At 63.5% G+C, this 21,497-nt stretch carries 17 protein-coding genes; 13 read left to right on the forward strand and 4 right to left on the reverse strand.

The window, feature by feature from the left end; genetic code table 11:
- Positions 1–95: 95 nt before the first annotated feature.
- Positions 96–1,217 (reverse strand): transaldolase, encoded by a 1,122-nt coding sequence (tal, locus tag A3M3_RS0105825; RefSeq protein ID WP_028265544.1) that lies wholly within the window; start codon positions 1,215–1,217, stop codon positions 96–98.
- 99 nt (positions 1,218–1,316) lie between these two features.
- The gene (gene tkt / locus A3M3_RS0105830) at positions 1,317–3,452 is read right to left on the reverse strand and encodes a transketolase (protein WP_028265545.1); all 2,136 of its coding nucleotides are present in this window, start codon (positions 3,450–3,452) and stop codon (positions 1,317–1,319) included.
- A gap of 364 nt (positions 3,453–3,816) precedes the next feature.
- Between tkt and A3M3_RS23920 the strand changes: the two genes are divergently transcribed.
- The 6 genes from A3M3_RS23920 to A3M3_RS0105860 all read left to right on the forward strand — a co-directional run bounded on the left by A3M3_RS23920 (position 3,817) and on the right by A3M3_RS0105860 (position 10,591).
- The gene (locus tag A3M3_RS23920) at positions 3,817–3,999 is read left to right on the forward strand and encodes a type II toxin-antitoxin system RelE family toxin (protein WP_231497192.1); all 183 of its coding nucleotides are present in this window, start codon (positions 3,817–3,819) and stop codon (positions 3,997–3,999) included.
- 346 nt (positions 4,000–4,345) lie between these two features.
- Positions 4,346–5,932 carry a pyridoxal phosphate-dependent decarboxylase family protein gene (locus A3M3_RS23925; protein WP_035741397.1) on the forward strand — a complete coding sequence of 529 codons (1,587 nt, stop codon included), beginning with the start codon at positions 4,346–4,348 and terminating at the stop codon, positions 5,930–5,932.
- A complete protein-coding gene (locus A3M3_RS0105845; protein ID WP_028265559.1) occupies positions 5,929–7,287 on the forward strand; it encodes a lysine N(6)-hydroxylase/L-ornithine N(5)-oxygenase family protein in 1,359 nt (452 codons plus the stop codon). Before A3M3_RS23925 ends, A3M3_RS0105845 begins: the two co-directional genes overlap by 4 nt.
- On the forward strand, positions 7,284–7,901 hold the full coding sequence (locus tag A3M3_RS0105850) for a GNAT family N-acetyltransferase (protein WP_028265560.1): 618 nt from the start codon (positions 7,284–7,286) through the stop codon (positions 7,899–7,901). Before A3M3_RS0105845 ends, A3M3_RS0105850 begins: the two co-directional genes overlap by 4 nt.
- Complete coding sequence (locus A3M3_RS0105855; protein ID WP_028265561.1) at positions 7,898–9,769, forward strand: IucA/IucC family protein; 1,872 nt, start codon at positions 7,898–7,900, stop codon at positions 9,767–9,769. Before A3M3_RS0105850 ends, A3M3_RS0105855 begins: the two co-directional genes overlap by 4 nt.
- A 45-nt stretch (positions 9,770–9,814) precedes the next feature.
- Entirely contained in the window at positions 9,815–10,591 is a 777-nt protein-coding gene (locus A3M3_RS0105860; RefSeq protein WP_028265562.1) for an SDR family NAD(P)-dependent oxidoreductase, read from the forward strand.
- On the opposite strand, the gene A3M3_RS0105865 is transcribed toward A3M3_RS0105860, so the two are convergent.
- The gene (locus tag A3M3_RS0105865; protein WP_028265563.1) at positions 10,557–11,651 is read right to left on the reverse strand and encodes an FUSC family protein; all 1,095 of its coding nucleotides are present in this window, start codon (positions 11,649–11,651) and stop codon (positions 10,557–10,559) included. The genes A3M3_RS0105860 and A3M3_RS0105865 overlap by 35 nt on opposite strands.
- Positions 11,652–11,828: 177 nt before the next feature.
- Entirely contained in the window at positions 11,829–12,698 is an 870-nt protein-coding gene (locus tag A3M3_RS0105870; RefSeq protein WP_028265564.1) for a sugar phosphate isomerase/epimerase family protein, read from the reverse strand.
- 235 nt (positions 12,699–12,933) lie between these two features.
- Between A3M3_RS0105870 and A3M3_RS0105875 the strand changes: the two genes are divergently transcribed.
- The 7 genes from A3M3_RS0105875 (at position 12,934) to A3M3_RS0105905 (ending at position 21,480) form a co-directional block, all read left to right on the forward strand.
- A complete protein-coding gene (locus A3M3_RS0105875) occupies positions 12,934–13,929 on the forward strand; it encodes a substrate-binding domain-containing protein (RefSeq protein ID WP_028265565.1) in 996 nt (331 codons plus the stop codon).
- 73 nt (positions 13,930–14,002) lie between these two features.
- On the forward strand, positions 14,003–15,052 hold the full coding sequence (locus A3M3_RS0105880; RefSeq protein WP_028265566.1) for an ABC transporter permease: 1,050 nt from the start codon (positions 14,003–14,005) through the stop codon (positions 15,050–15,052).
- Positions 15,053–15,067: 15 nt separating this feature from the next.
- A complete protein-coding gene (locus A3M3_RS0105885; RefSeq protein ID WP_028265567.1) occupies positions 15,068–15,994 on the forward strand; it encodes an ATP-binding cassette domain-containing protein in 927 nt (308 codons plus the stop codon).
- Positions 15,995–16,025: 31 nt separating this feature from the next.
- Complete coding sequence (locus A3M3_RS0105890) at positions 16,026–17,456, forward strand: aldehyde dehydrogenase family protein (RefSeq protein ID WP_028265568.1); 1,431 nt, start codon at positions 16,026–16,028, stop codon at positions 17,454–17,456.
- 22 nt (positions 17,457–17,478) lie between these two features.
- Entirely contained in the window at positions 17,479–19,428 is a 1,950-nt protein-coding gene (iolD, locus tag A3M3_RS0105895; protein WP_028265569.1) for a 3D-(3,5/4)-trihydroxycyclohexane-1,2-dione acylhydrolase (decyclizing), read from the forward strand.
- Entirely contained in the window at positions 19,425–20,240 is an 816-nt protein-coding gene (locus tag A3M3_RS0105900; RefSeq protein ID WP_051422953.1) for an HpcH/HpaI aldolase family protein, read from the forward strand. The genes iolD and A3M3_RS0105900 overlap by 4 nt, the downstream gene beginning before the upstream one ends.
- A gap of 28 nt (positions 20,241–20,268) precedes the next feature.
- Positions 20,269–21,480: a Gfo/Idh/MocA family protein gene (locus A3M3_RS0105905; RefSeq protein ID WP_028265571.1), complete on the forward strand. Its 1,212-nt coding sequence runs from the start codon at positions 20,269–20,271 to the stop codon at positions 21,478–21,480.
- Positions 21,481–21,497: the final 17 nt, after the last annotated feature.

The raw sequence follows: 21,497 nt of genomic DNA on the forward strand, positions 1-21,497 counted from the left end.
GCGGTCAGAGCTTGCAGATGAGGGCATGGAGACTCCGAAGAGTCTCCATGCCTCGGGGCGGGGCGGCGCGGCAGCCCCTGAAGGACACCGGCCGGTCAGCCGGCTTTCCGGGCGGCGGCGAGGGCGCCTTCGACGTCGGCGAGGAGTTCCTTCCAGCTGGCCACGAACTTGTCCAGGCCCTCGGACTCGAGCTGGGCGACGACGTCGTTGTAGGAAATGCCCAGGCCTTCGAGTGCGGTCAGGACGTTGTTTGCTTCCTCGTAGGTGCCCGTGATGGTGTCTCCGGTGACCACGCCGTGATCGAAGGTCGCGTCGAGGGTCTTTTCCGGCATGGTGTTCACGACGTCGGCGGCGACGAGTCCGGTCACGTACAGGGTGTCGGGGTAGGCCGGGTCCTTCACGCCCGTGGAGGCCCAGAGCGGGCGCTGCGGGAGCGCACCGGCTTCGGCCAGGACGGCCCAGCGTTCGGTGGAGAACAGCTCTTCGTAGACCTGGTACGCGAGACGGGCGTTGGCCACCCCTGCCTTGCCCTTGAGGGCCTTGGCTTCCTCGGTGCCCAGGGCGTCCAGGCGCTTGTCGATCTCGGAATCCACGCGGGAGACGAAGAAGGAGGCCACGGAGTGGATCCGGGAGAGATCGTACCCGTTTTCCTTGGCCAGCTTCAGGCCGGACTGGAAAGCGTTGATGACGGCCCGGTAGCGTTCCAGGGAGAAGATCAGGGTCACGTTGACGCTGATGCCCTCGGCCAGGACCGCGGTGATGGCCGCGAGGCCTTCCAGGGTTGCCGGGATCTTGATCAGGACGTTGTCCTTCTCGACCTTTTTGTAAAGCTGCTTGGCCTCGGCGATGGTGCCTTCGGTGTCCCAGGCCAGGCGGGGATCGACCTCGATGGAGACCCGGCCGTCCACGCCCTTGGTCGCGGCTGCGATCGGGGCGAAGAGGTCGCAGGCATCGGCAACATCGGTGGTGGTGATCTCGAAGATCGTCTCTTCAACGCCGGCGCCCTTCGCGGCGAGCCCGGCGATCACGGCGTCGTAGTCGCTGCCGGAGGTGATCGCGGCCTGGAAAATCGAGGGGTTGGTGGTGACACCAACGACGTTCTTCTCGTCGATGAGCTTCTGCAGGCTGCCGCTGGAAAGACGTTCCCGTGAAAGGTCATCCAACCAGATGGACACGCCGGCGGCGGAAAGCTGTGCGGTGGGTGTTGCATCGGTCATGGCTTGTGTTTCTTCCTTCGAAATTGGTGGCAGCTTGCGATGGCGCCGCGGAATGCCTTTCGGGCACTCCGCGGCGCCGGACGCCGTGCAGTGGGGGTGTTAGTTCCCTGCCGCGGCGAGGGAGTCCTTCGCGGCGGCAGCGACTGCTTCTGCCGTGATGCCGAACTCCTGGAACAGGCGCTGGTAGTCCGCCGAGGCACCGAAGTGCTCCAGGCTGACGGAACGGCCGGCGTCACCGACGAATTCCTTCCAGCCCAGGGCCAGTCCTGCCTCGACCGAGACACGGGCCTTCACGGCGGCCGGAAGCACGGACTCGCGGTACGCGGGGTCCTGCTTGTTGAACCACTCCACGCACGGCATGGAGACAACGCGGGTGGCGATGCCCTCGCCCTGGAGCGCTTCGCGGGCCTTCACGGCGAGCTGGACTTCCGAACCCGTGGCGATCAGCAGCACCTGCGCCGGGACCGTGGCACCGTCCCTGGATGCCTCGGCCAGGACGTACCCGCCCTTCGCGACCCCGGCCGGGGAGCCGAACGTGTCACCGTTCGCCGGGCCTTCACCGCGGGCATAGGTCGGGATGTTCTGACGGGTCAGCACGATACCGGCCGGGTTCTCGTGGTTCTCCAGCATGGTCTTCCACGCTATGCCCACCTCGTTCGCGTCACCGGGACGGACCACGTCCAGGCCCGGGATCGCACGGAGGGTGGCGAGCTGTTCCACCGGCTGGTGGGTCGGGCCGTCCTCGCCCAGACCGATCGAGTCATGGGACCACACATAGATCGACGGGACACCCATCAGGGCACCAAGACGGATCGCCGGCTTCTGGTAATCGGAGAAAATCAGGAACGTGCCCGAGAACGCCCGGGTCCGGCCGTGCAGGGAGATACCGTTCACGATCGACGCCGCAGCATGCTCGCGGATACCAAAGTGCAGGACCCGCCCGTACGGGTTGCCCTTCCACGCTCCCGTGGAACGGGACGCCGGAATGAACGACGGGGAACCCTCGATCGTGGTGTTGTTGGACTCGGCAAGGTCCGCCGAACCGCCCCACAGCTCCGGAAGAACCGGACCGATCGCGTTCAGGACCTTCCCGGACGCGGCCCGGGTCGAGACATCCTTGCCCGCTTCGAACACCGGCAGAGCGGCGTCGAGCCCGGCCGGAAGCTTCTTGGCCTCGATCCGCTCCAGCAGCGCAGCACCCTCGGGGTTCCCGGCCTGCCACGCACTGAAAGCCTCATCCCACCGCCCACGGACAGCCGCGCCGCGCTCAACAACCTTACGGGCATGGGCCAGGACATCCTGGTCAACCTCGAAGGACTTGGCCGGGTCAAAGCCCAGGACCTCCTTCAGGGCCGCGACTTCCTCGGCACCCAGGGCCGAACCATGGATCCTGCCCGTGTTCTGCTTCTTCGGGGCCGGGTAACCGATAATGGTCCGCAACGAAATGATCGAGGGCTTGGAAGTCTCCGCCTTCGCGGCCAGCAAAGCCGAGTACAGCTCCTGGACGTCCTCGACGTATTCACCCGTCCGGGTCCAGTCCACCCGCTGGGTGTGCCAGCCGTACGCCTCGTAACGCTTGAGCACGTCCTCGGTAAACGCGATGTCCGTGTCGTCCTCGATCGAGATGTGGTTCTCGTCATAGACCACCACGAGGTTGCCCAGCTCCTGATGCCCGGCCAGGGAAGAAGCCTCCGAGGTCACGCCTTCCTGAATATCACCATCGGAAGCAATGACCCAGATCGTGTGGTCGAACGGGCTCTCACCGGCAGGAGCATCAGCATCGAACAAACCCCGCATCCGGCGCTGGGAATACGCAAAGCCCACCGAGGACGCCAGACCCTGGCCCAACGGACCCGTAGTGATCTCCACACCCGCCGTGTGCTTGTATTCCGGGTGCCCCGGAGTCAACGAACCCCACGTACGCAACGCCTTAAGATCATCCAGCTCCAGACCATAACCGGAAAGGAACAACTGAATATACAAAGTCAACGACGAGTGCCCCGGCGACAGAATGAACCGGTCACGACCCAGCCAAGCAGGATCACGCGGGTCATGACGCATCAACTTCTGGAAAAGAAGATACGCAGCCGGCGCCAGGCTCATCGCCGTGCCCGGATGACCATTACCAACCTTCTCCACCGCATCAGCAGCCAAAACCCGGGCAGTATCCACCGCAAGCCGGTCCTCGGACGTCCACTCAAGCGTCCCCGCCTCAGGATCTAACAAGCCACGCACCGCATTTACTGTCGGATTCACGATTAATCCCTTTCGATTGCCTCAACGGCCCATAACGACCGAACGGATGCTTCTATTGCTACCCATAATCCCGAATCAAACGGGTAGGCGAAACACTGATTTCTGACGGTTATTACTACACTTTTGGACCGGCGGGACGCATTCGCCCCGAGGCTGTCCCGCGTGGATTTGCTTTGGCAGCGGCACCATAAGACTCGCCAATACACGGGGGCTTCCAGCTGCTGAAATCCCGTATTTCAACGCCAATAATGGCCATTCGATCAAACTAACGGTGTCGGTTCTGCAGGCCGGTTGCGCCGGTTGGTCCAGCGTGCGCCCCCGGAGGTACCCGATCCATTGTCCAATGGCGCTTCCAGGCCGCAATGGAGCTCCTTGCCGAAACGCCGCGTCCGCCGGAGCAAAGAAGCTCTCCGGCAGCAGCAGTGACCGGCGTGTCCGCGCCGGTGATTACCGGATCATCGATGAGATCCGGGATGCCCAACTGATCGTCCGGGTGCTCGCCATGGGACCTCGGCGGGACAGCTAGAAGCGCTAGACGCGGGGGATCCCCGGCAAGCCTCCCGGGACTTCGAGCGGGTCGCGGCGGGCGCCGGCGATCGGCTGCGGGGAGGATCGGTTTCGGTGAGGTGTACGCCGCGCACTTGAGGGGCACGTTACCGCGCGCACTCCGCCGAGGCTACCTGGCGTAAGGCCGCGTTTAAGTGGCCAAATTAGCCCTTCTGGCCCGCGAATTCCAGTCACATGCAAGCAACTCCCATCTTTCGGTGAATAACAACACAAAAGTTTGACGAAAAGGTAAACCTAAGTAAGGCTTGCCTTTGTTTACTCGTGAAGCAAGCCCAGTGTCTCAACCCCGAAAGAAGGAAACCGACATGACGTCGCCCAGTGTCGAAACCGGTGTCGAAGACCGGACTGAACCGGACAAGGATTTCGGCTCCAGCGTTGAGCTGGCCCTTGCGGCCACCAACCAGCTTTTCAATGCCCGAAATTCGCCGAGGTACGTCGCCCAGGTGCTGCAGGGGGTCAACGTGGTCGCCACCAAGGTGCAGCGGACTGCCCGGCCGTTCACCGGCGTCGGGCATGCCGAGATGGCGGCCCGGGTGGCCGCCGTCGAGCTTGAACGACCGTTGCCGGACACCGCCGCCGCCCTCGAGGAGCTCGACGAGCTCTACCTCCAAGACGCCATCTATTTCCACGACGCCCGCTATGCCGCGCATTTGAACTGTCCGGTGGTGATCCCGGCGCTGCTTGGCGAAGCCGTGCTATCGGCAGTGAACTCCTCCATGGACACGTGGGACCAAAGCGTTGGCGCCACGATGATCGAGCGCCGCCTGATCGACTGGACCGCGGAACGGCTTGGCTTCGGCAACGACGCCGACGGTGTGTTCACCTCGGGCGGCAGTCAGTCCAATTTCCAGGCCCTCCTGATCGCCCGCAACCACGCAGTGGCCAAGCTGCGGGCCGAAATCGGCGAGTCGCGGTTGCCGGCGCTCCTCGAGCGCCTGCGGATCCTTACTTCCCTGGATAGTCATTTCAGCATCCGGAAGGCGGCGTCGATGCTGGGTCTGGGCTTCGATGCCGTCATCACGGTGCCGACCAGTGCGGATCACCGCATGGATCCTTCCGCTTTGGCGGCCGCTTTGGCGGAAGCGCACGACGCCGGGCTGGTGCCCATGGCTGTTGTGGCCACCGCCGGGACCACTGACTTCGGGGCCGTAGACCCGCTCGCGGAACTCGCTGCTTTGGCTCATGCCTACGATTCCTGGCTGCATGTCGATGCTGCATACGGCGGTGGCCTGCTCGTTTCGAACCGTTACCGGCACCTCCTCGAGGGCACTCGTCTGGCCGACTCCGTGACGGTGGATTACCACAAGACCTTCTTCCAGCCGGTGAGCTCCAGTGCTGTGCTACTCCGCGTTGGCGCCATGATGCGGCACGTCACGTATTACGCCGATTACTTGAATCCGGAGAGCGCCGCCCTGGCTGAAATCCCCAACCAGGTGGACAAGAGCATCCAGACCACGCGTCGCTTCGACGCCTTGAAGCTTTGGCTGACTCTGCGCATCATGGGTGCTGACGCCATCGGCGCGCTCTTCGACGAAGCGATCGACCTGGCAGGACGCGTCGGATTCCTGCTAGCGAACGATCCGGACTTCGAGCTTGCGGCGAAACCGTGTTTGAGCACCCTTGTTTTCCGCTACCGCCCCGTCGTCGGGGGAAGCGCCCTCGCCGAGGGTGCCAGCGACGTCCTCAACCCCGCCATTCGAGCCGCGATCTTCGACTCCGGAGAGGCCGTCGTCGCCGGAACCACGGTGGCTGGCCGCCACTATTTGAAGTTCACCCTGCTCAATGCCGAGGCGACCCTCGGTGATATTCGGGAAATCGTCGAGCTCATCCGGCGGACAGGCGCAGGCCTGCTCGCGGATCAGCCGGCCGAGCAGGCACGGGCGGCGGCATGAGCGCCCCCGAAAGCACCCCCGAACTCAGGGGCAAGATCTACGACGTCGCCGGCATCGGCGTCGGGCCCTTCAATCTGGGCCTTGCCGCGCTCAGTGCGCCGCTGGACGGGCTCGAGTGCGTATTCCTCGAGCGCAGGGAATCCTTCGACTGGCATCCGGGCATGATGCTGGAGCCCGCGCACCTGCAGGTCCCGTTCCTGGCCGACCTTGTGACAATGGCAGATCCCACGTCAAAGTACTCGTTCTTGAACTTCCTCAAACAGACCGGGCGACTGTACCGCTTCTACATCCGGGAGAACTTCTACCCGCTGCGGGCCGAGTTCAACCAGTACTGCCAGTGGGTGGCCGGGCAGCTGCCCTCGATACGTTTTGGCACGGATGTGCTAGATGCGACGTACGACGACGGCGTGTACCAACTTTCGCTCCAAGGTCCCGCCGGCGCCGAGGTGCTTCGCGCCAGGCGGCTGGTCCTGGGCACGGGAACATCGCCTTACCTTCCGGAGGCGTGTGCCGGCATCGTTGACGGCGGCGGACTTGTCCTCCACAACGCCGACTACCTGTCGAGGAAGAGTCAACTCCAGTCCAAGCGCAGCATCACCATCGTTGGCAGCGGCCAGAGCGCGGCCGAAATCTACTTTGAGCTCCTCCAAGAGATGGACGGGTGCGGCTACCAGCTGAACTGGGTCACCCGCTCGGGCAGGTTCTTCCCCCTGGAGTACACCAAGCTCACACTCGAGATGACCTCGCCGGAGTATGTGGACTACTTCCATTCCCTGCCGGGCGAGCAGCGCGATTCGCTCATCAGCAGCCAGAAGAACCTGTACAAGGGCATCAACTCGGAGCTGATCGACGCCATTTACGATCTCCTCTACGCGAAGAGCCTTTCCGGAATGGTGGACACCCGGCTTCACACGCACTCAAGCCTGGTGGCCGCGGAATGGAACCCTGCCGCGGGTATACACACGCTGCAGCTACACCATGGAGAGCAGGGGCGCGACTACTCCTTGGAGTCCGAGGCGGTAGTCCTTGCCACGGGATACTCCTACAAGGAGCCGGTGTTTCTCTCGGGAATCCAGGACCGCATCCGGCGCGACCCCAGCGGCCGCTTCGATGTCGCACGGAACTACGGCATCGGCGTTGAGCCCGGCGAAATTTTCGTCCAGAACGCGGAGCTTCACACCCACGGCTTCGTCACTCCCGACCTGGGCATGGCCGCGTACCGCAACTCCCGCATCCTGCGCGAAATTACCGGCCGCGAAGTTTATCCCGTGGAACGCAACATCGCGTTCCAGCAGTTTGGAGCACCCGTTCCGGCGTCGGCACCTGCCAGAGTTCCCGCGGAGGCCAGCGCGTGACGTTTACTTTCCGTCCCGTCGATCCGGCCGCCGATGCACTTCTCCTCCACAGCTGGGTGAGCGCGGCGCGTGCGCGCTTCTGGGGCATGGTGTCCGCAACAGTCCAGGACGTTGCGGAGGAGTACACGCGCATCGCTGACAGCGGTCACCATCAAGCCTTCCTGGGGCTCGACGGCGGCGTCCCCGCGTTCCTGATGGAAAGGTACCGGCCCGAGGAGTCGCCTTTGGCCAGCGTCTACAACGTGCAGCCGGGCGACACCGGAATGCACCTCCTGGTGGCCGCGCCCGCCGGTCCTTCGATTCCCGGGTACACCACCTGCGTGATGCAGTCCGTCATGGCGCACCTCTTCGAAGATCCCGGGACGGCACGCATCGTGGTGGAACCGGATGCCCGAAACCACAAGATCCACCTCCTCAACCAACGCGTGGGCTTCCGCGCCAGCTGCCTTGTGACGCTTCCCGCCGTCGAGCAGGCACCGGGCTGTACCGAAGCCCACCAGCCCGAAACCCGCAAGGAAGCGCTGCTGAGTTTCTGCACGCGCGCCGATTTCCACGCGACCCTGACACCCATCCTCGCTGCCAATGCAGCGGAAACCGAAGGAGAACAGCGATGACCAGCATTCCTGACGAGACAATGCCCGCCGATCAGTCCACTGCCCACCTGAACCCGGAACGTTGGGCCATCGCCAATCGACATCTGGTCCGCAAAGCGCTCGCTGAGTTTTCGCACGAACGCATCCTGACCCCGGAGCTGCTGGAACCGGAGCTGATGGAACCCGAGCTGATCCGTGAAGACGGCGTCGGCCTCTATAGCCTAGCCAGCGACGACGGCACCGTTGAGTACCGCTTTCGTGCCCGGATCCTGGAGCTCGATCATTGGTCGATTGTCGCGGAATCCATGGTGCGGATCGAGCTCGGAGCCGCGGAAGGCGCCCCCGGGCTGCCCCTGGATGCGTTGGCCTTCATCACGGAATTCCGTGACACCCTTGGCATCCGGGAGGAGATCCTGCCCGTCTACCTTGAGGAAATCAGCAGCACGCTGGCGAGCCACGCCTACAAACAGGGTGCCGGCCGCAGCTCAATGGACCTTGTTGCAGGGGTTTCCGGCGGCTCGGACCCTGCGGCCGACTTCCAAGCGATTGAACAGAGCATGAGCGAAGGGCATCCGTGCTTCGTTGCCAACAACGGCAGGCTCGGCTTCGGCATCTCGGACTACCACTCGTTCGCCCCGGAAACCGGCGCCGCCGTGCAACTCCAATGGATCGCGGTCCACCGGAGCAAAGCCGTGTTCACCTCAAGGGCGGGCTTGGATTACCGGACCCACTTCGAAACCGAACTCGGTGCCGCCACGCTGGCCGGCTTCGACGCGGAGCTGCTGGCCAGGGGCGTGGAGCCGGAGGACTACTTCCTCATGCCGGTGCATCCCTGGCAGTGGGACAACAAGCTCAGCGTGACGTTCGCGGCAGAAATCGCCCAGCGCCACATCGTCCACTTGGGTACGGGGGAGGACGTTTACCAAGCGCAGCAATCCATCCGGACGTTCTTCAACACCACCGCGCCGGAGAAGTCGTACGTCAAGACCGCGATGTCGGTGCTGAACATGGGCTTCATGCGGGGTCTCTCGCCGGAGTACATGAGAGCCACTCCGGCGATCAACGATTGGCTCCAGCAACTCATTGCCGATGACCAGGAGCTTCAGGACCGGGGCCTGGCCATCATCCGTGAGGCCGCAGCCATCGGTTACCACAACCATTACTACGAGGCTGCTTCGGCGAAGGGTTCCCCGTACCGGAAGATGCTGTCGGCCCTGTGGAGGGAGAGTCCGCTTCCCTTGCTCAAGGAGGGTCAGCAGTTGGCAACCATGGCTTCCCTGCTGCACGTCGATGCGGACGGCGTGTCAATGGTCTCCGCCTTGATCCGGCGCTCGGGACTGGCTCCGGCCGAGTGGCTGCGCAGCTATTTCGAGGCCTATCTCGTGCCCGTGGTCCATTTCCTCTATGGATACGAACTCGCGCTCATGCCGCACGGCGAGAACGTCATCCTGGTGCTGGAAGACGGCGTGCCGGTACGGGCGATCATGAAGGACATCGGCGAGGAAATCGTGGTGATGGGGGAGCGGTTGCACCTTCCGGACGAGGTATCGCGCATCAAAGCCGAGATCCCTGCCGAAGAAATGGTACTGACCGTCTTCACCGACGTTTTCGACTGCATCTTCCGTTTCCTCGCCGCGCTCCTTGTAGAGGACGGGACAATCAGCGAGGACGAATTTTGGGCGACGGCCGCCGCCGTCGTGCGTGAATACCAAGCGCGCCATCCGGAGCTGGCGGAGCAGTTCGCCATGCACGATCTCTTCGCGCCCGACTTCGAGCTTTCCTGCCTGAACCGCCTGCAGCTGCGCAACAACCAACACATGCTGGACCTCGCGGATCCGTCCGGTGGCCTCCAGATAGCAGGGCGGCTCGCCAACCCGAAGTTCGTGTAGGCCACTTCGGCCCAGACTCGGCGTCAACGGGACTAGTCTGGGCGCATGACAACTCGAGCCAACGAACTCACTGCCTTGGTCACCGGCGCTACTGCAGGGCTTGGGGCGGAATTCGCCCGCCAACTGGCCGAATCCGGCCACCACCTCGTGCTCGTCGCCCGCGACGAAGCGCGGCTGCGGGCAACCGCCGAGATGCTTGAACGGGACTTCAGTATCTCGGCGGAGGTTCTGCCAGCCGACCTGACCTCCGACGTCGGGGTTGCGGCTGTGGCGGACCGCTTGCGGGACGCTTCGCGGCCGGTGGATGTGCTGGTCAACAACGCCGGAATCGGGCTGCTGAAGTCCTTCGAACAGAACGATGTGGAAGACGAAAAGCGGCACCTGCGGCTGCACGTCCAGACGCCCATGGAGCTGTGCCATGCGGCCTTGGGAGGCATGCTGGCGCGCCGGACCGGCCGGATTGTCAACGTCGCCAGCGTTGCGGCCTTCGCGAACCGGGGCAGCTATTCGGCAGCGAAGGCCTGGCAAGTGAGCTTCAGCCGTTGGGCGAACACGGCCTATGCCGGCAACGGTGTGAAGGTCACGGCCGTGTGCCCGGGTTTCACGCACACCGAATTCCATGACCGCATGGGCATGGACAAGTCGGTCGCTCCGCGCTTCTTGTGGCTGAAGGCCGAACGCGTTGTCCGGGAAGGGTTGGAAGACAATGCAAAGGGTAAAGGCGTTTCCATCCCCACCAAGCGGTACAAGGCGATCACAGCCGTCATGCGTTTCCTGCCGGCGAAGCTTACCTCCGGTCCACCCCGCCTCCCCGCAAAGTAAGCCAGCTCCGTGAGGCAAACCGCGGAGCCTGGACCAGCACTACCACCGCAATCCCGATCACGGCTCCCACGAAAGTCTCCACTCCGCGTTCCAGGACCAGCACGCCCGGATCTGTGGGGACCGTCAGTTGGGTCATGAGCAAGATGACCGGGGTGAAGAACACCATGGCCCAACCGTAGTGCCGGGCCATGAACAGCTCCGTGGGGAACTGGAAAGCGATCACCAGCAGGGCGAGGATGGTCGTCGTTTGTCCGGGGAAGTAATGCAGCGGCGATAGGGGACCGGGGAAGAGTACGACGGCGACAATCGCCAAGCCAAGGAACGTCCCTACGATGCGGTGGATGCCGCGGTGTAGCCGGCTTGGCATATCGGCTCCGGCCAGCGGAACAGCGGCCGAGGCCATGGCCCAGTGGGGGTGTCCGCTGCCGGTGAGCACTCCGCAGGCTCCGGCCGCGCCGACGGCGAGCACGTACCGGGCCGCGTGTATCCCGGCGGCCTGGCGGAGCTTCACGCTGAATGCCGGAATGTCCCGGATGGCGCCTCGTTCCCATATCCGGTGCCGGAACCAACCGGCAAAACCCACCACCATCGAGAATGTTGCTGATGCTGCGCAGATCAAGACGGCGGCAAAGAACGGGATATGCGCTGGAACGGAGGCACATGCTCCTAGCGCCAGGATCCCGAAGAACGGACCGTTCGGCTTGAGCCGTACTTTGTCCGAGAACAATGAACCCGCGCCTGCCAAGATCGATTCGACCGCTACGAGGCCCCATGAATGAATATGGGAGACGGACAAGAAAGTGCCCACGGAGACCGCGGCCAAGAGCACCGCGGCGGCCTGGGCCTGGTGCTTGAGCCGCAATTGGTGCGACTCGGCACGGCCGTACATGCCTGTCAGGGCGCCGAAGACTGCGTAGATGATGAGGTCCGGCCGCCCGAGCGCGAGAAGCACCAATGCTGGCACCGCGACGCTCAGTGCGACCCGGACCGCGGCGAGGTGATCGTTGCTTGCCGGTGGGACCGCATGGAGGGCGCGGGCATGGGCCATGATTGATCGCATCGGACACCACCAATCATTTCAGCCGATCAATCGGAAGGTATCAACACCCCACGATCCGTGCCATTAGCTGGGTCACAACGTTGCTTTGTGTTGCGGGACCCAACTAGCTCGCATTTGATGTCGTTATGAGCCCCCATAGCGTCAACAATTGCGAGCCAGTTGGGTCGGTGGGGCGCGTCATCGAAGTGACGGCGGGAAGCAGGCCAGCGCCGTGGACAGGGCAGCTTGCAATCCCTCCGAGAGGGGACGTTTCCGGTGTTGTTCGGAAAGGATTTCGACGCCCCACGGCCCTTTGAAGCCGATGGCTTGCAGCGTTTTGATGAATCCGGTCACATCCTGGTCTCCCTCTCCACAAAGACGTCGATTGTCTCGGGTGTCTTCGAAGAGCGTTCCCCTGATTTCGGCGTCGGCGTCATTGAGTTCCACGCCGAAGACCTGGTCTGCGGTGAGGCTATGGGACAGCTCCTCCAAGCTCGTTCCGGCACGGAAGACATGCCAATAATCAACCACCAAACCGCATGCCGGCAGGTCAACAGAGCGCATGAGTTCCGCGGCCGCGGGTACCGAGCCGACCATGGAGAACGGCATGGGCTCGAGAGCAATACGCGTCCCCCTCTTTGCGGCCTCCGTTGTCAGGCGTCGCAGTGGCTCCACCAAGAAATCAAGATCATCCAGGGGTTCGCTGAACGCCGTTCCCACTTTGATGAAGCGCGCCCCCAGTGTCTCGGCGGCGTCGAGGAGCAGCTCGAACTGCGGCCTCCACTCAGGGGCACTGGAGTCGTTCCACCAGTTGGTGAGTAACTCGACTTCGACATGGCGGAAGCCTGCTTGGTCGATGAGTTTCCTGAGTCCAGAGAAACCGATGGTGTCCTTCGTGGTGACAAGGTCGTCGTACGCCAATCCGAACCCTGTCCATCCGGTAGCGGCGATCGTGTCCAATCGCTCGCCGATAGGGATAGGACTTGTCTCGGGGTTGTTCAACGGGGCGATATTCCCTGCGCTGGTCCAGCAGGTCGCGATCAGTTCGGGGGTGCGTGAATGCGGCATTGTTCTCCTCGCGACGGTGCGCGGCTAGTTGGAGCAGTCGGGGGAAATCCGTCAACCACTCAATTGGAACGCTCCATTGACAATTGGTCAAGCATTGATTTAGCGTTGGAGCGTTCCACAATGCGATGTGGATCACATTCGTTCGTAGCAGATGGTTCCGTCCTCCCACCATGTCTTCGAAGGCACAGCAACGGGGTTCGACGGTCGAAGTACGCGACATCAAAGGAGATCTCACGTGGCAAAGTTCAATTGGCGGCGGGGCGCAGTAGCCCTTGCCGTAGTACCGCTTCTGGCCCTGGCAGCATGCTCAAGCGGGGGCGGCAAGCCGGCCGACACCGCCAACGCCGCGGGTGGTGGGCAGGCGGCAAGCACTCCCCGGATCAAGGTAGCGCTGATTACTCACGCCGAGGCTGGCGACACGTTCTGGGACATCGTGCGCAAGGGGGCGGAGGCCGCGGCAGCGAAAGACAACGTTGAGGTTCTTTACACGAGTGACGCCGATGCGGGCCGCCAGTCCCAGCTGGTGCAGCAGGCCATCGACCAGAAGGTTGATGGGATCGCGGTCACCATTGCGAACCCGGGTGCCATGAAGGATGTGCTGAAGAAGGCCACCGACGCAGGCATCCCGGTGGTGAGCTTCAACGCCGGCGGGGACGTCTCCGCGCAGATGGGGGCGTTCACCCACTTCGGCTCCAACGAGACCCTGGCTGGCGAGGCGGTCGGCGCCAAGCTGGCGGGGGACGGTTACAAGCACCCGATCTGCGTGATCCAGTCACAAGGACAGGTGCAACTCGAACAGCGGTGCGCGGGTGTGAAGACGAAGGTGCCCGGCACGGAGATCCTTTATGTCAACGGGGCCGATATGACGGCAGTGCAGTCCACCGCGACGGCGAAGCTCCAAGCCAGCAAGGATGCTGACGTGATCGTCGGGCTCGGCGCCCCCATCACTTTGACCGTTATCAAAGCCGTGGCAGATGCCAACAGCCAGATCAAGGTGGCCAGCTTTGACCTGAACCCTGCGCTGGCGCAGGCGATCAACGATGGCAAGGTCCTGTTCACGGTGGACCAGCAGCCGTGGCTCCAGGGCTACATGTCCATTGACGCAATCTGGCAGAACAAACTTGGTGGTTTCAAGATCGGTGGCGGCCAGCCCGTCCTCACGGGCCCGACGATCGTGGACAAGTCCAATATTTCCGATGTGCTGAAGTTCGTTCAGCAGGGCATCCGCTAATCCGATGACGGTTCAGCTCGCGCGGCATAACTTTTCCTTGCCGCGCGAGCTGACAGAGAAGGAAGTGTGTTCCATGTCTTTAGTTACTGCCCCGGCGCCCGCGCCGATCAAGGATGAGCGGGTTGGGCAACGCAATCCGTTCCAGAAGTTTTTGGCGAGGCCTGAAGTGGGTGCCTTGGTGGGGGCTGTGGTTTTGTTTGTTTTCTTTGCTTCGGTCTCGGGTACGTTCACGCAGCCGAATGCTTTGGCGACGATCCTTTATGGGTCTTCGACGATCGGGATCATGGCGGTGGGGGTGTCGTTGTTGATGATTGGTGGTGAGTTCGATCTTTCCACTGGTGTGGCTGTGATTTCCTCGGCCCTGACGGCGTCGTTGTTCAGCTGGTATTTCTCGATGAATGCCTGGGTCGGGGTGGTGCTGGCGCTGGTGGTTTCGTTGGGCATTGGTTTCATCAACGGTTGGATTCTGGTCAAGACGAAGCTTCCGTCCTTCATTGTGACGTTGGCGACGTTTCTGATGCTTACGGGCCTGAATCTGGCCTTGACGCGGCTGATCGGGGGGTCGGTGTCGTCTCCGTCGATTTCGAAGCTGGATGGTTTTGATTCGGCGCATGCGGTGTTTGCTTCCTCGATCAGTATCGGCGGGGTCGAGGTGAAGATCACGGTGTTCTTCTGGGTCATCCTGGTCGCGATCGCGTCGTGGGTGCTGTTGCGCACGAAGGTGGGGAACTGGATCTTCGCGGTGGGCGGGGACGCGAACGCGGCCCGTGCCGTGGGGGTGCCGGTGACCAGGACGAAGATCGGGTTGTTCATGGCGGTGGGGTTCTGCGGCTGGGTCCTGGGCATGCATAACTTGTTCGCGTTCGATGCTGTGCAGTCCGGTGAGGGTGTGGGCAACGAGTTCCTGTACATCATTGCCGCGGTGATCGGCGGCTGCCTGCTCACGGGTGGTTATGGTTCGGCGGTGGGCGGGGCGATCGGTGCGTTTATTTTCGGGATGGCGAACAAGGGCATTGTGTATGCGCAGTGGAACCCGGACTGGTTCAAGTTCTTCCTGGGCCTGATGTTGCTGCTGGCCACCATCGTGAACCTCATCGTCAAACGTCGTGCAGAGCTTAAGTAAAAGGGGTTAGGGAAAATGAATGCCAAACAGATCGATCAGCAGACCCTGCTCCGGGACGAGAAGGACCCGCTGACCCACACCCCCGTGCATCTGCTCTCCCTGGACGGGGTGGGCAAGCACTACGGGAACATCATCGCCCTGCGGGACGTGACGATGGCCGTGGACAATGGCCGGGTCACTTGCGTGCTGGGGGACAACGGCGCGGGCAAGTCCACGCTGATCAAGATCATCGCGGGCCTGCACCAGCACGATGAAGGCACCCTGCACGTCATGGGCGATGAGCGGAAGTTCAACTCGCCCCGGGACGCCCTGGATGCCGGCATCGCCACGGTCTACCAGGACCTGGCCGTGGTGCCGTTGATGCCGATCTGGCGGAACTTCTTCCTCGGTTCGGAACTGACCTCCGGGTTCGGGCCGTTCAAGTCCATGGATGTCCAGAAGATGAAGGACATCACGCTGAAGGAGCTGGCTGCGATGGGCATCGACCTGCGCGATGTGGAACAGCCCATCGGTCAGCTTTCCGGCGGTGAACGCCAATGCGTCGCGATCGCCCGGGCCGTGTACTTCGGGGCGAAGGTGTTGATCCTGGACGAACCCACCGCCGCGCTGGGAGTCAAGCAGTCCGGCGTCGTGCTCCGCTACATCCTGCAGGCCCGGGACCGGGGTCTGGGCGTCATTTTCATCACCCACAACCCGCACCACGCCTTCCCCGTCGGTGACCGGTTCCTGCTGCTCAAACGCGGCAAGTCCATCGGCTACTACGACAAAAAGGACATCACCCTGGACGAACTCACCGCCCAGATGGCCGGCGGCGCGGAACTGGCAGAACTCGCCCACGAACTCGAACAACTCGGCGGACACACCCAAGCCCTCAAAGAAGTCCAAGCCGAAGTCGCCGAAGTCGCTGACGCGGCATACGAAAGCAACGCCAAGCGCCACTGAGCGCAAAAGTTCACAACCTGATGGAGCAACCATGGAAATGCTAATAGCTGGAAACTGGCGTGGCGCCGCCGACGGCAGGACCGAGGAAGTCCGCTCGCCTTTCGACGGCCGGACGATCGACACGGTTCCCGTGGCGACGGTCCAGGACGCCCAGGCCGCTCTTGACCGGGCCGAGATCGGCGCCCACCTGCAAAGGACTACGCCAGCCCATGTCCGCGTCGATATCCTTCTGCGCGCCGCCGCCCTCGCGGATGAACGCGCCGAGGACATCGCCCAGACCATTAGCGCCGAAACCGGTAAGCCCATCACGGAAGCCCGCGGCGAGGCCAGCCGCTCGGGGAACATCATTCGCCTCGCCGCCTACGAGGGAAGCCAGCTGTACGGCTCCACCCTTCCGCTGGACGCAAACGCCGGGACAGGTTTGGACAAGATCGGCTTCACCTTGCGGCAGCCGGTGGGCATCGTGGTCGCGATCACGCCGTTCAACTACCCCGCACTGCTGGTGTTGCACAAGATTGCACCCGCGCTGGCAGCCGGTAACGCCGTCGTGCTCAAACCCGCCCGCGCAACGCCGCTGACAGCGCTGAAGCTGGCGCAGTGCTTCGTCGACGCCGGCCTGCCGGCCGAAGCGCTGTCCGTTATCACCGGACCCGGCAGCTCCCTGGGCGACGTCCTCGTGACCGATCCGCGGGTCCGCAAGGTCTCCTTCACCGGTTCCACGAGCACCGGAACGCACATCAGTTCGATCGCGGGAGTGAAGAAACTGTCCCTCGAGTTGGGGGCCTCATGCCCGGTGATCATCCTGCCGGACGCGGACCTTGAACTCGCCGCGACCGCGGTGGCTGCCGGCGGCTACGTCAACGCCGGGCAGGTGTGCATCTCCGTGCAGCGGGTCATCGTTGACCACCGTGTCGAGAAAGACTTCCTGGACGCGCTGGTTCCCAAGGTCGAAGCCATCGCCATCGGAAACCCCAAGGAAGAGGACACAAAGCTTGGTTCGCTGATTTCCGAAGAGGAAGCCTCACGCGTCCACACGTCTATCCTTGAGGCCCGCCATTCGGGCGCCCGTGTCCTCACCGGCGGTGAGCGCGACGGCGCCGTGGTGACTCCCGCCGTCGTCGCCGGCGTCGATCCGCGCTCGCCGCTGAGCCGGAACGAACTGTTCGGCCCCGCCGTCGCCGTCTCCTCGGCGCAAGACATGGAAAGCGCCATCGCCATGGCCAACGACAACGAATACGGCCTGGGCGCCGGCATCTTCACGAGCGACGTTGCCGGAGCGGTGCAGGCCATGCGGCAGATCGACGCCGGCAACATCCACATCAACTGGTCTCCGCTGTGGCGGGCCGATCTCATGCCGTACGGCGGTTTGAAAGGCAGCGGGATCGGCAAGGAAGGCGTTCGCTCCGCCGTCCAGGAAATGACCGAAGAGAAGACGGTCGTCCTGCACGGACGCCCCTGGTAACGACGACAACGGGAATAAGGCAATGACCACACCATCGCAGACCATCAGGCTCACCACCGCACAAGCGGTCATCAAGTACCTCTCCGCGCAGTATTCGCTCGCCGACGGCGTCCGCCGCCGCTTGGTCCCCGCAGGCCTTGGCATCTTCGGCCACGGCAACGTGGCGGGCCTGGGACAGGCATTGGACGAATTTGCCGACGATATGCCGTTCATCCAAGGCCGGCACGAGCAGTACCTGGCGCACATCTCCACCGCCTATGCCAAAGCGAGCCGCCGCCAGGCAGTCCTCGCGGTCACGGCATCCATCGGGCCGGGCGCGCTCAATCTTGTGACCGCCGCCGGCCTGGCAACGGTCAACCGGATCCCCTTGCTGCTCCTGCCCGGTGACACCTACGCCACCCGGCACCAGGGCCCGGTGCTGCAGCAATTGGAACACCCCACCGAGGCTGACGCCACGGTCAACGACGCCTTCCGGCCCGTATCCCGTTTCTTCGACCGGATCAACCGCCCGGAGCAGCTCCTGACGGCACTCCCGCAGGCAATGCGGGTGCTCACCAGTCCCACGGACACCGGCGCCGTGGTCCTTTCGCTGCCGCAGGACGTGCAGTCCCATGCCTACGATTTCCCGGCCGAATTCTTCGAGCCGCGCGATTGGAAGATCCGGCGGCCGCTGCCGGACCTGGAAGAGGTCGACGACGTCGCCCGGCTCATCCGTTCGGCTGAGCGTCCGGTGATCATCGCCGGCGGCGGCATCCACTACTCCGACGCCCACGCCGCGTTGGAGGCGCTGGCGGGACAGATCGGGATTCCCGTGGTGGAAACCTTCGGCGGCAAGGGCGCCGTTACCAAAGACGAATGGTGGCAAGTGGGCGGCGTCGGGCTGGAAGGCAACTTCGCGTCCAACACCCTGGTCAAGCAAGCCGACCTGGTCCTGAGCGTCGGCACGCGCCTCACCGACTTCGCCACCGGCTCCCAGTCGATCTTCGAAAACCCGGACGTCCGATTCGCGGCCTTGAACATCGTGGATGCCGATACCCGCAAGCAAGGTGCTACCGGCATCCTCGCGGACGCCCGCCTGGGGTTGGAAGCACTTGCCCGCACCCTGGAAGGTCACAGCACCAGCGAGGCGTGGCAGGAAACGGTCCACGCCGAGAAGGCAAAGTGGGCCCCCATCCGCTCGCAGTGGCTCGACGCCGACACCGCCTACCGTCCGGAAGACCACCCTGACGCCCCGGTCACCGGTGCTGTCCTGACCCAGCCGCAGTTGATCGGACTCATGCAGGAACACGCCCGCTCCGGCGACACCATCATCGCTGCGGCCGGGGGACCTCCCGGTGACCTGCAAAAGGTGTGGGATGCAACGGGCAACCGCAACTGCCACCTGGAATTCGGCTTCTCCTGCATGGGCTACGAAATCGCGGCCGGGATGGGCGTCCGCCTGGCGGAGGGCAACAACGACAACCGCGTGGTTACCTTCATCGGCGACGGTACCTTCCTCATGGCACCCACCGAAATCCTCACCGCCGCCCAGGAAGGGCTGAACGTCACGATCGTCGTCTCCGAGAATCACGGCTACCAGGTCATCCACCGCCTCCAGATGAACCGCAGCGGCAAGGAATTCGGCAACGAGTTCCGCTACCGCACCACCGGCGGTAGTGTCGCCGTCGTAGACGCCCCCAAGGCGCGGCTGGATGGCGACTACCTCAGGGTGGACCTGCGACAGATCGCCGAGGGACTTGGCGCACTCGCTATCCGCGCCACCACCGCGGCAGAGGTCCGGGAAGCATTGGCCGCCACGCGCGACACGGCAGGACCGGTGGTGATCGTGGTGCCGACCGTTCCCCACGTCGACTTGCCCGGCGGAGACGTCTGGTGGGACGTAGCTCCCGCAGAGGTGTCCGGTCAGGAATGGGTCCGCACCCTCCGCGATGATTACGAGCAGGCAAAGAGCCGTCAGCGGTGGTTCGGATGAGCGGCTCAGCAGTGGGTCGAAAGCGCGACGGCGGACCGCGCGACGGCGGACCGCTCGACGGCGGTGAGCTGCGGCGCCGCTTGGCCGCCGGAGAAGTCACAGTGGGAACCTTCGTCGGCATGGCTTCGGCAACCGCGGTGGAAGTCTGCGCGGCCGCCGGCGCGGACTGGGTGCTGATCGATCTCGAACACGGTTCCGGCGGCGAAGATGCCGTGCGCGACGGTGTCCTTGCGGCCGGAAGCTACGGCGTCCCTACCATTGTTCGCGTGGAGAGCGGGGAACGGATCCGCATCGGTCGGGTACTGGACCAAGGCGCGGCAGGGATCATGGTGCCCCGACTGAACACCGTCGAAGAAGCCGGCCAAACCGTGAGTCACATGCTCTATCCGCCCTACGGCGACCGCGGAGTTGCGACATACAACCGCTCCTGCCGCTGGGGCATGGACCGGGCTCCGTTGAGTGCGGACCAGCAGTCAACCGTGGGGATCATCCAGATCGAAACCCTCGACGCGCTGGAGCACGTGGAGGAGATCGCGGCGCAGGACGGCGTGGACGTCCTCTTCGTCGGACCGATGGACATGTCCTTCGCTCTGGGTGTGCCGATGCAACTGGAGAGCAACCCGTTCCAGGAGGCATTGCAAAGGGTGGTCGCTGCCGCGCAACTGCACAACAAAGCGGCCGGCATCCTCGCGGTGGACGGCATGGCGGCAGCCAAGTACGTTCGCCAGGGCTTCCGGTTCGTCGCCATCGGCTCAGACTCCACCATCATGGCGGCGGCGTTCCGCGACGCTTTTGATACCGTCCGCAACTGACAGAATTTTCAACGAGAAAGGCATGAACGTGAGCCAAGAATCCCGCACAGTCGGTGTAGGCCTTATCAGCGTCGGATGGATGGGAAAGCTCCACTCGCGCGCCTACCAGACGGTCCCCTACGCCTACCCGGAGCTTGGCTTGACCACCAAGCTGGTCATCGCCGCTGACACGGCCCCGGACCGGGTGGACTATGCCCGCGATGTCCTGGGCTTCGAGGAAGGCACCACCGACTACCACGATGTCCTGAACCACCCGGACGTGGACGTCGTTTCGATCTGCGCCCCCAACTTCCTGCATGCCGAAATCGGCATCGCAGCGGCCAAAGCCGGCAAGCACTTCTGGATCGAAAAGCCCGTAGGACGCGGCTACGAAGAAACCGCAGCCGTGCAGGAAGCCGCCGTGGAGGCCGGCGTCGTGACCTCCATCGGCTACAACTACCGGCATGCACCCGCGGTAGAGCACGCCAGGAAGCTCATCGCGGAGGGGCGCCTCGGCCGGATCACCAACGTCCGCGCCGTGTTCTTCTCGGGGTATGCCTCCGAACCCAACGGCGCTTTGTCCTGGCGCTTCGACCGGAAACTTGCCGGCACCGGCGTGCTCGCGGACCTGTTCAGCCACGCATCGGACCTGTGCCAATATGTAGTGGGACCCATCGCCGAGGTAACCGCGCTCACAAGCACGGTTTACACGCAGCGCCCCAAGCTGGCGATGGGTTCAGGGACGCACTTCGCGGTGATTGAAAACGGTGAAATGGGAGAGGTCGAAAATGAGGACTACGCAGCAGCGCTGGTCCGCTTCGGCCCATCCGCCATCGGGGCAGGCGCCGTCGGCACCATTGAATCATCACGCGTTGCCGTTGGACCCGAATGCGGCTACCAGATCGAAGTCTACGGGACCGAAGGCTCGCTCAAATGGGACTTCGAGCGCATGAACGAACTCAAGGTCTGCTTGGGACGCAATAACGACGAACAGGGTTACACCACCGTCAACGCCAGCCCGCGCCATGGGGATTACTCGCACTTCCAGCCCGGGCCTGGCAACAGCATGGGTTTTGACGACCTCAAGGTCATCGAGGCCAAGAAGTTCCTTGTCGCGGTCACTGGAGGAGCACAGGAAAACTCCAACATCCACGATGCCGCCTCAGCCGCCGCCATTGTCAGCGCCGCGGAAGCGTCCTCACTGTCCGGTCAATGGCAGAAGATCGACGAAGTCCCCGGCACCACGGCAGCGCGAGCATAACCATGGCACCTCCATCC

This window comes from Arthrobacter sp. MA-N2 (assembly GCF_000517125.1).
Classification (GTDB): domain Bacteria; phylum Actinomycetota; class Actinomycetes; order Actinomycetales; family Micrococcaceae; genus Arthrobacter; species Arthrobacter methylotrophus.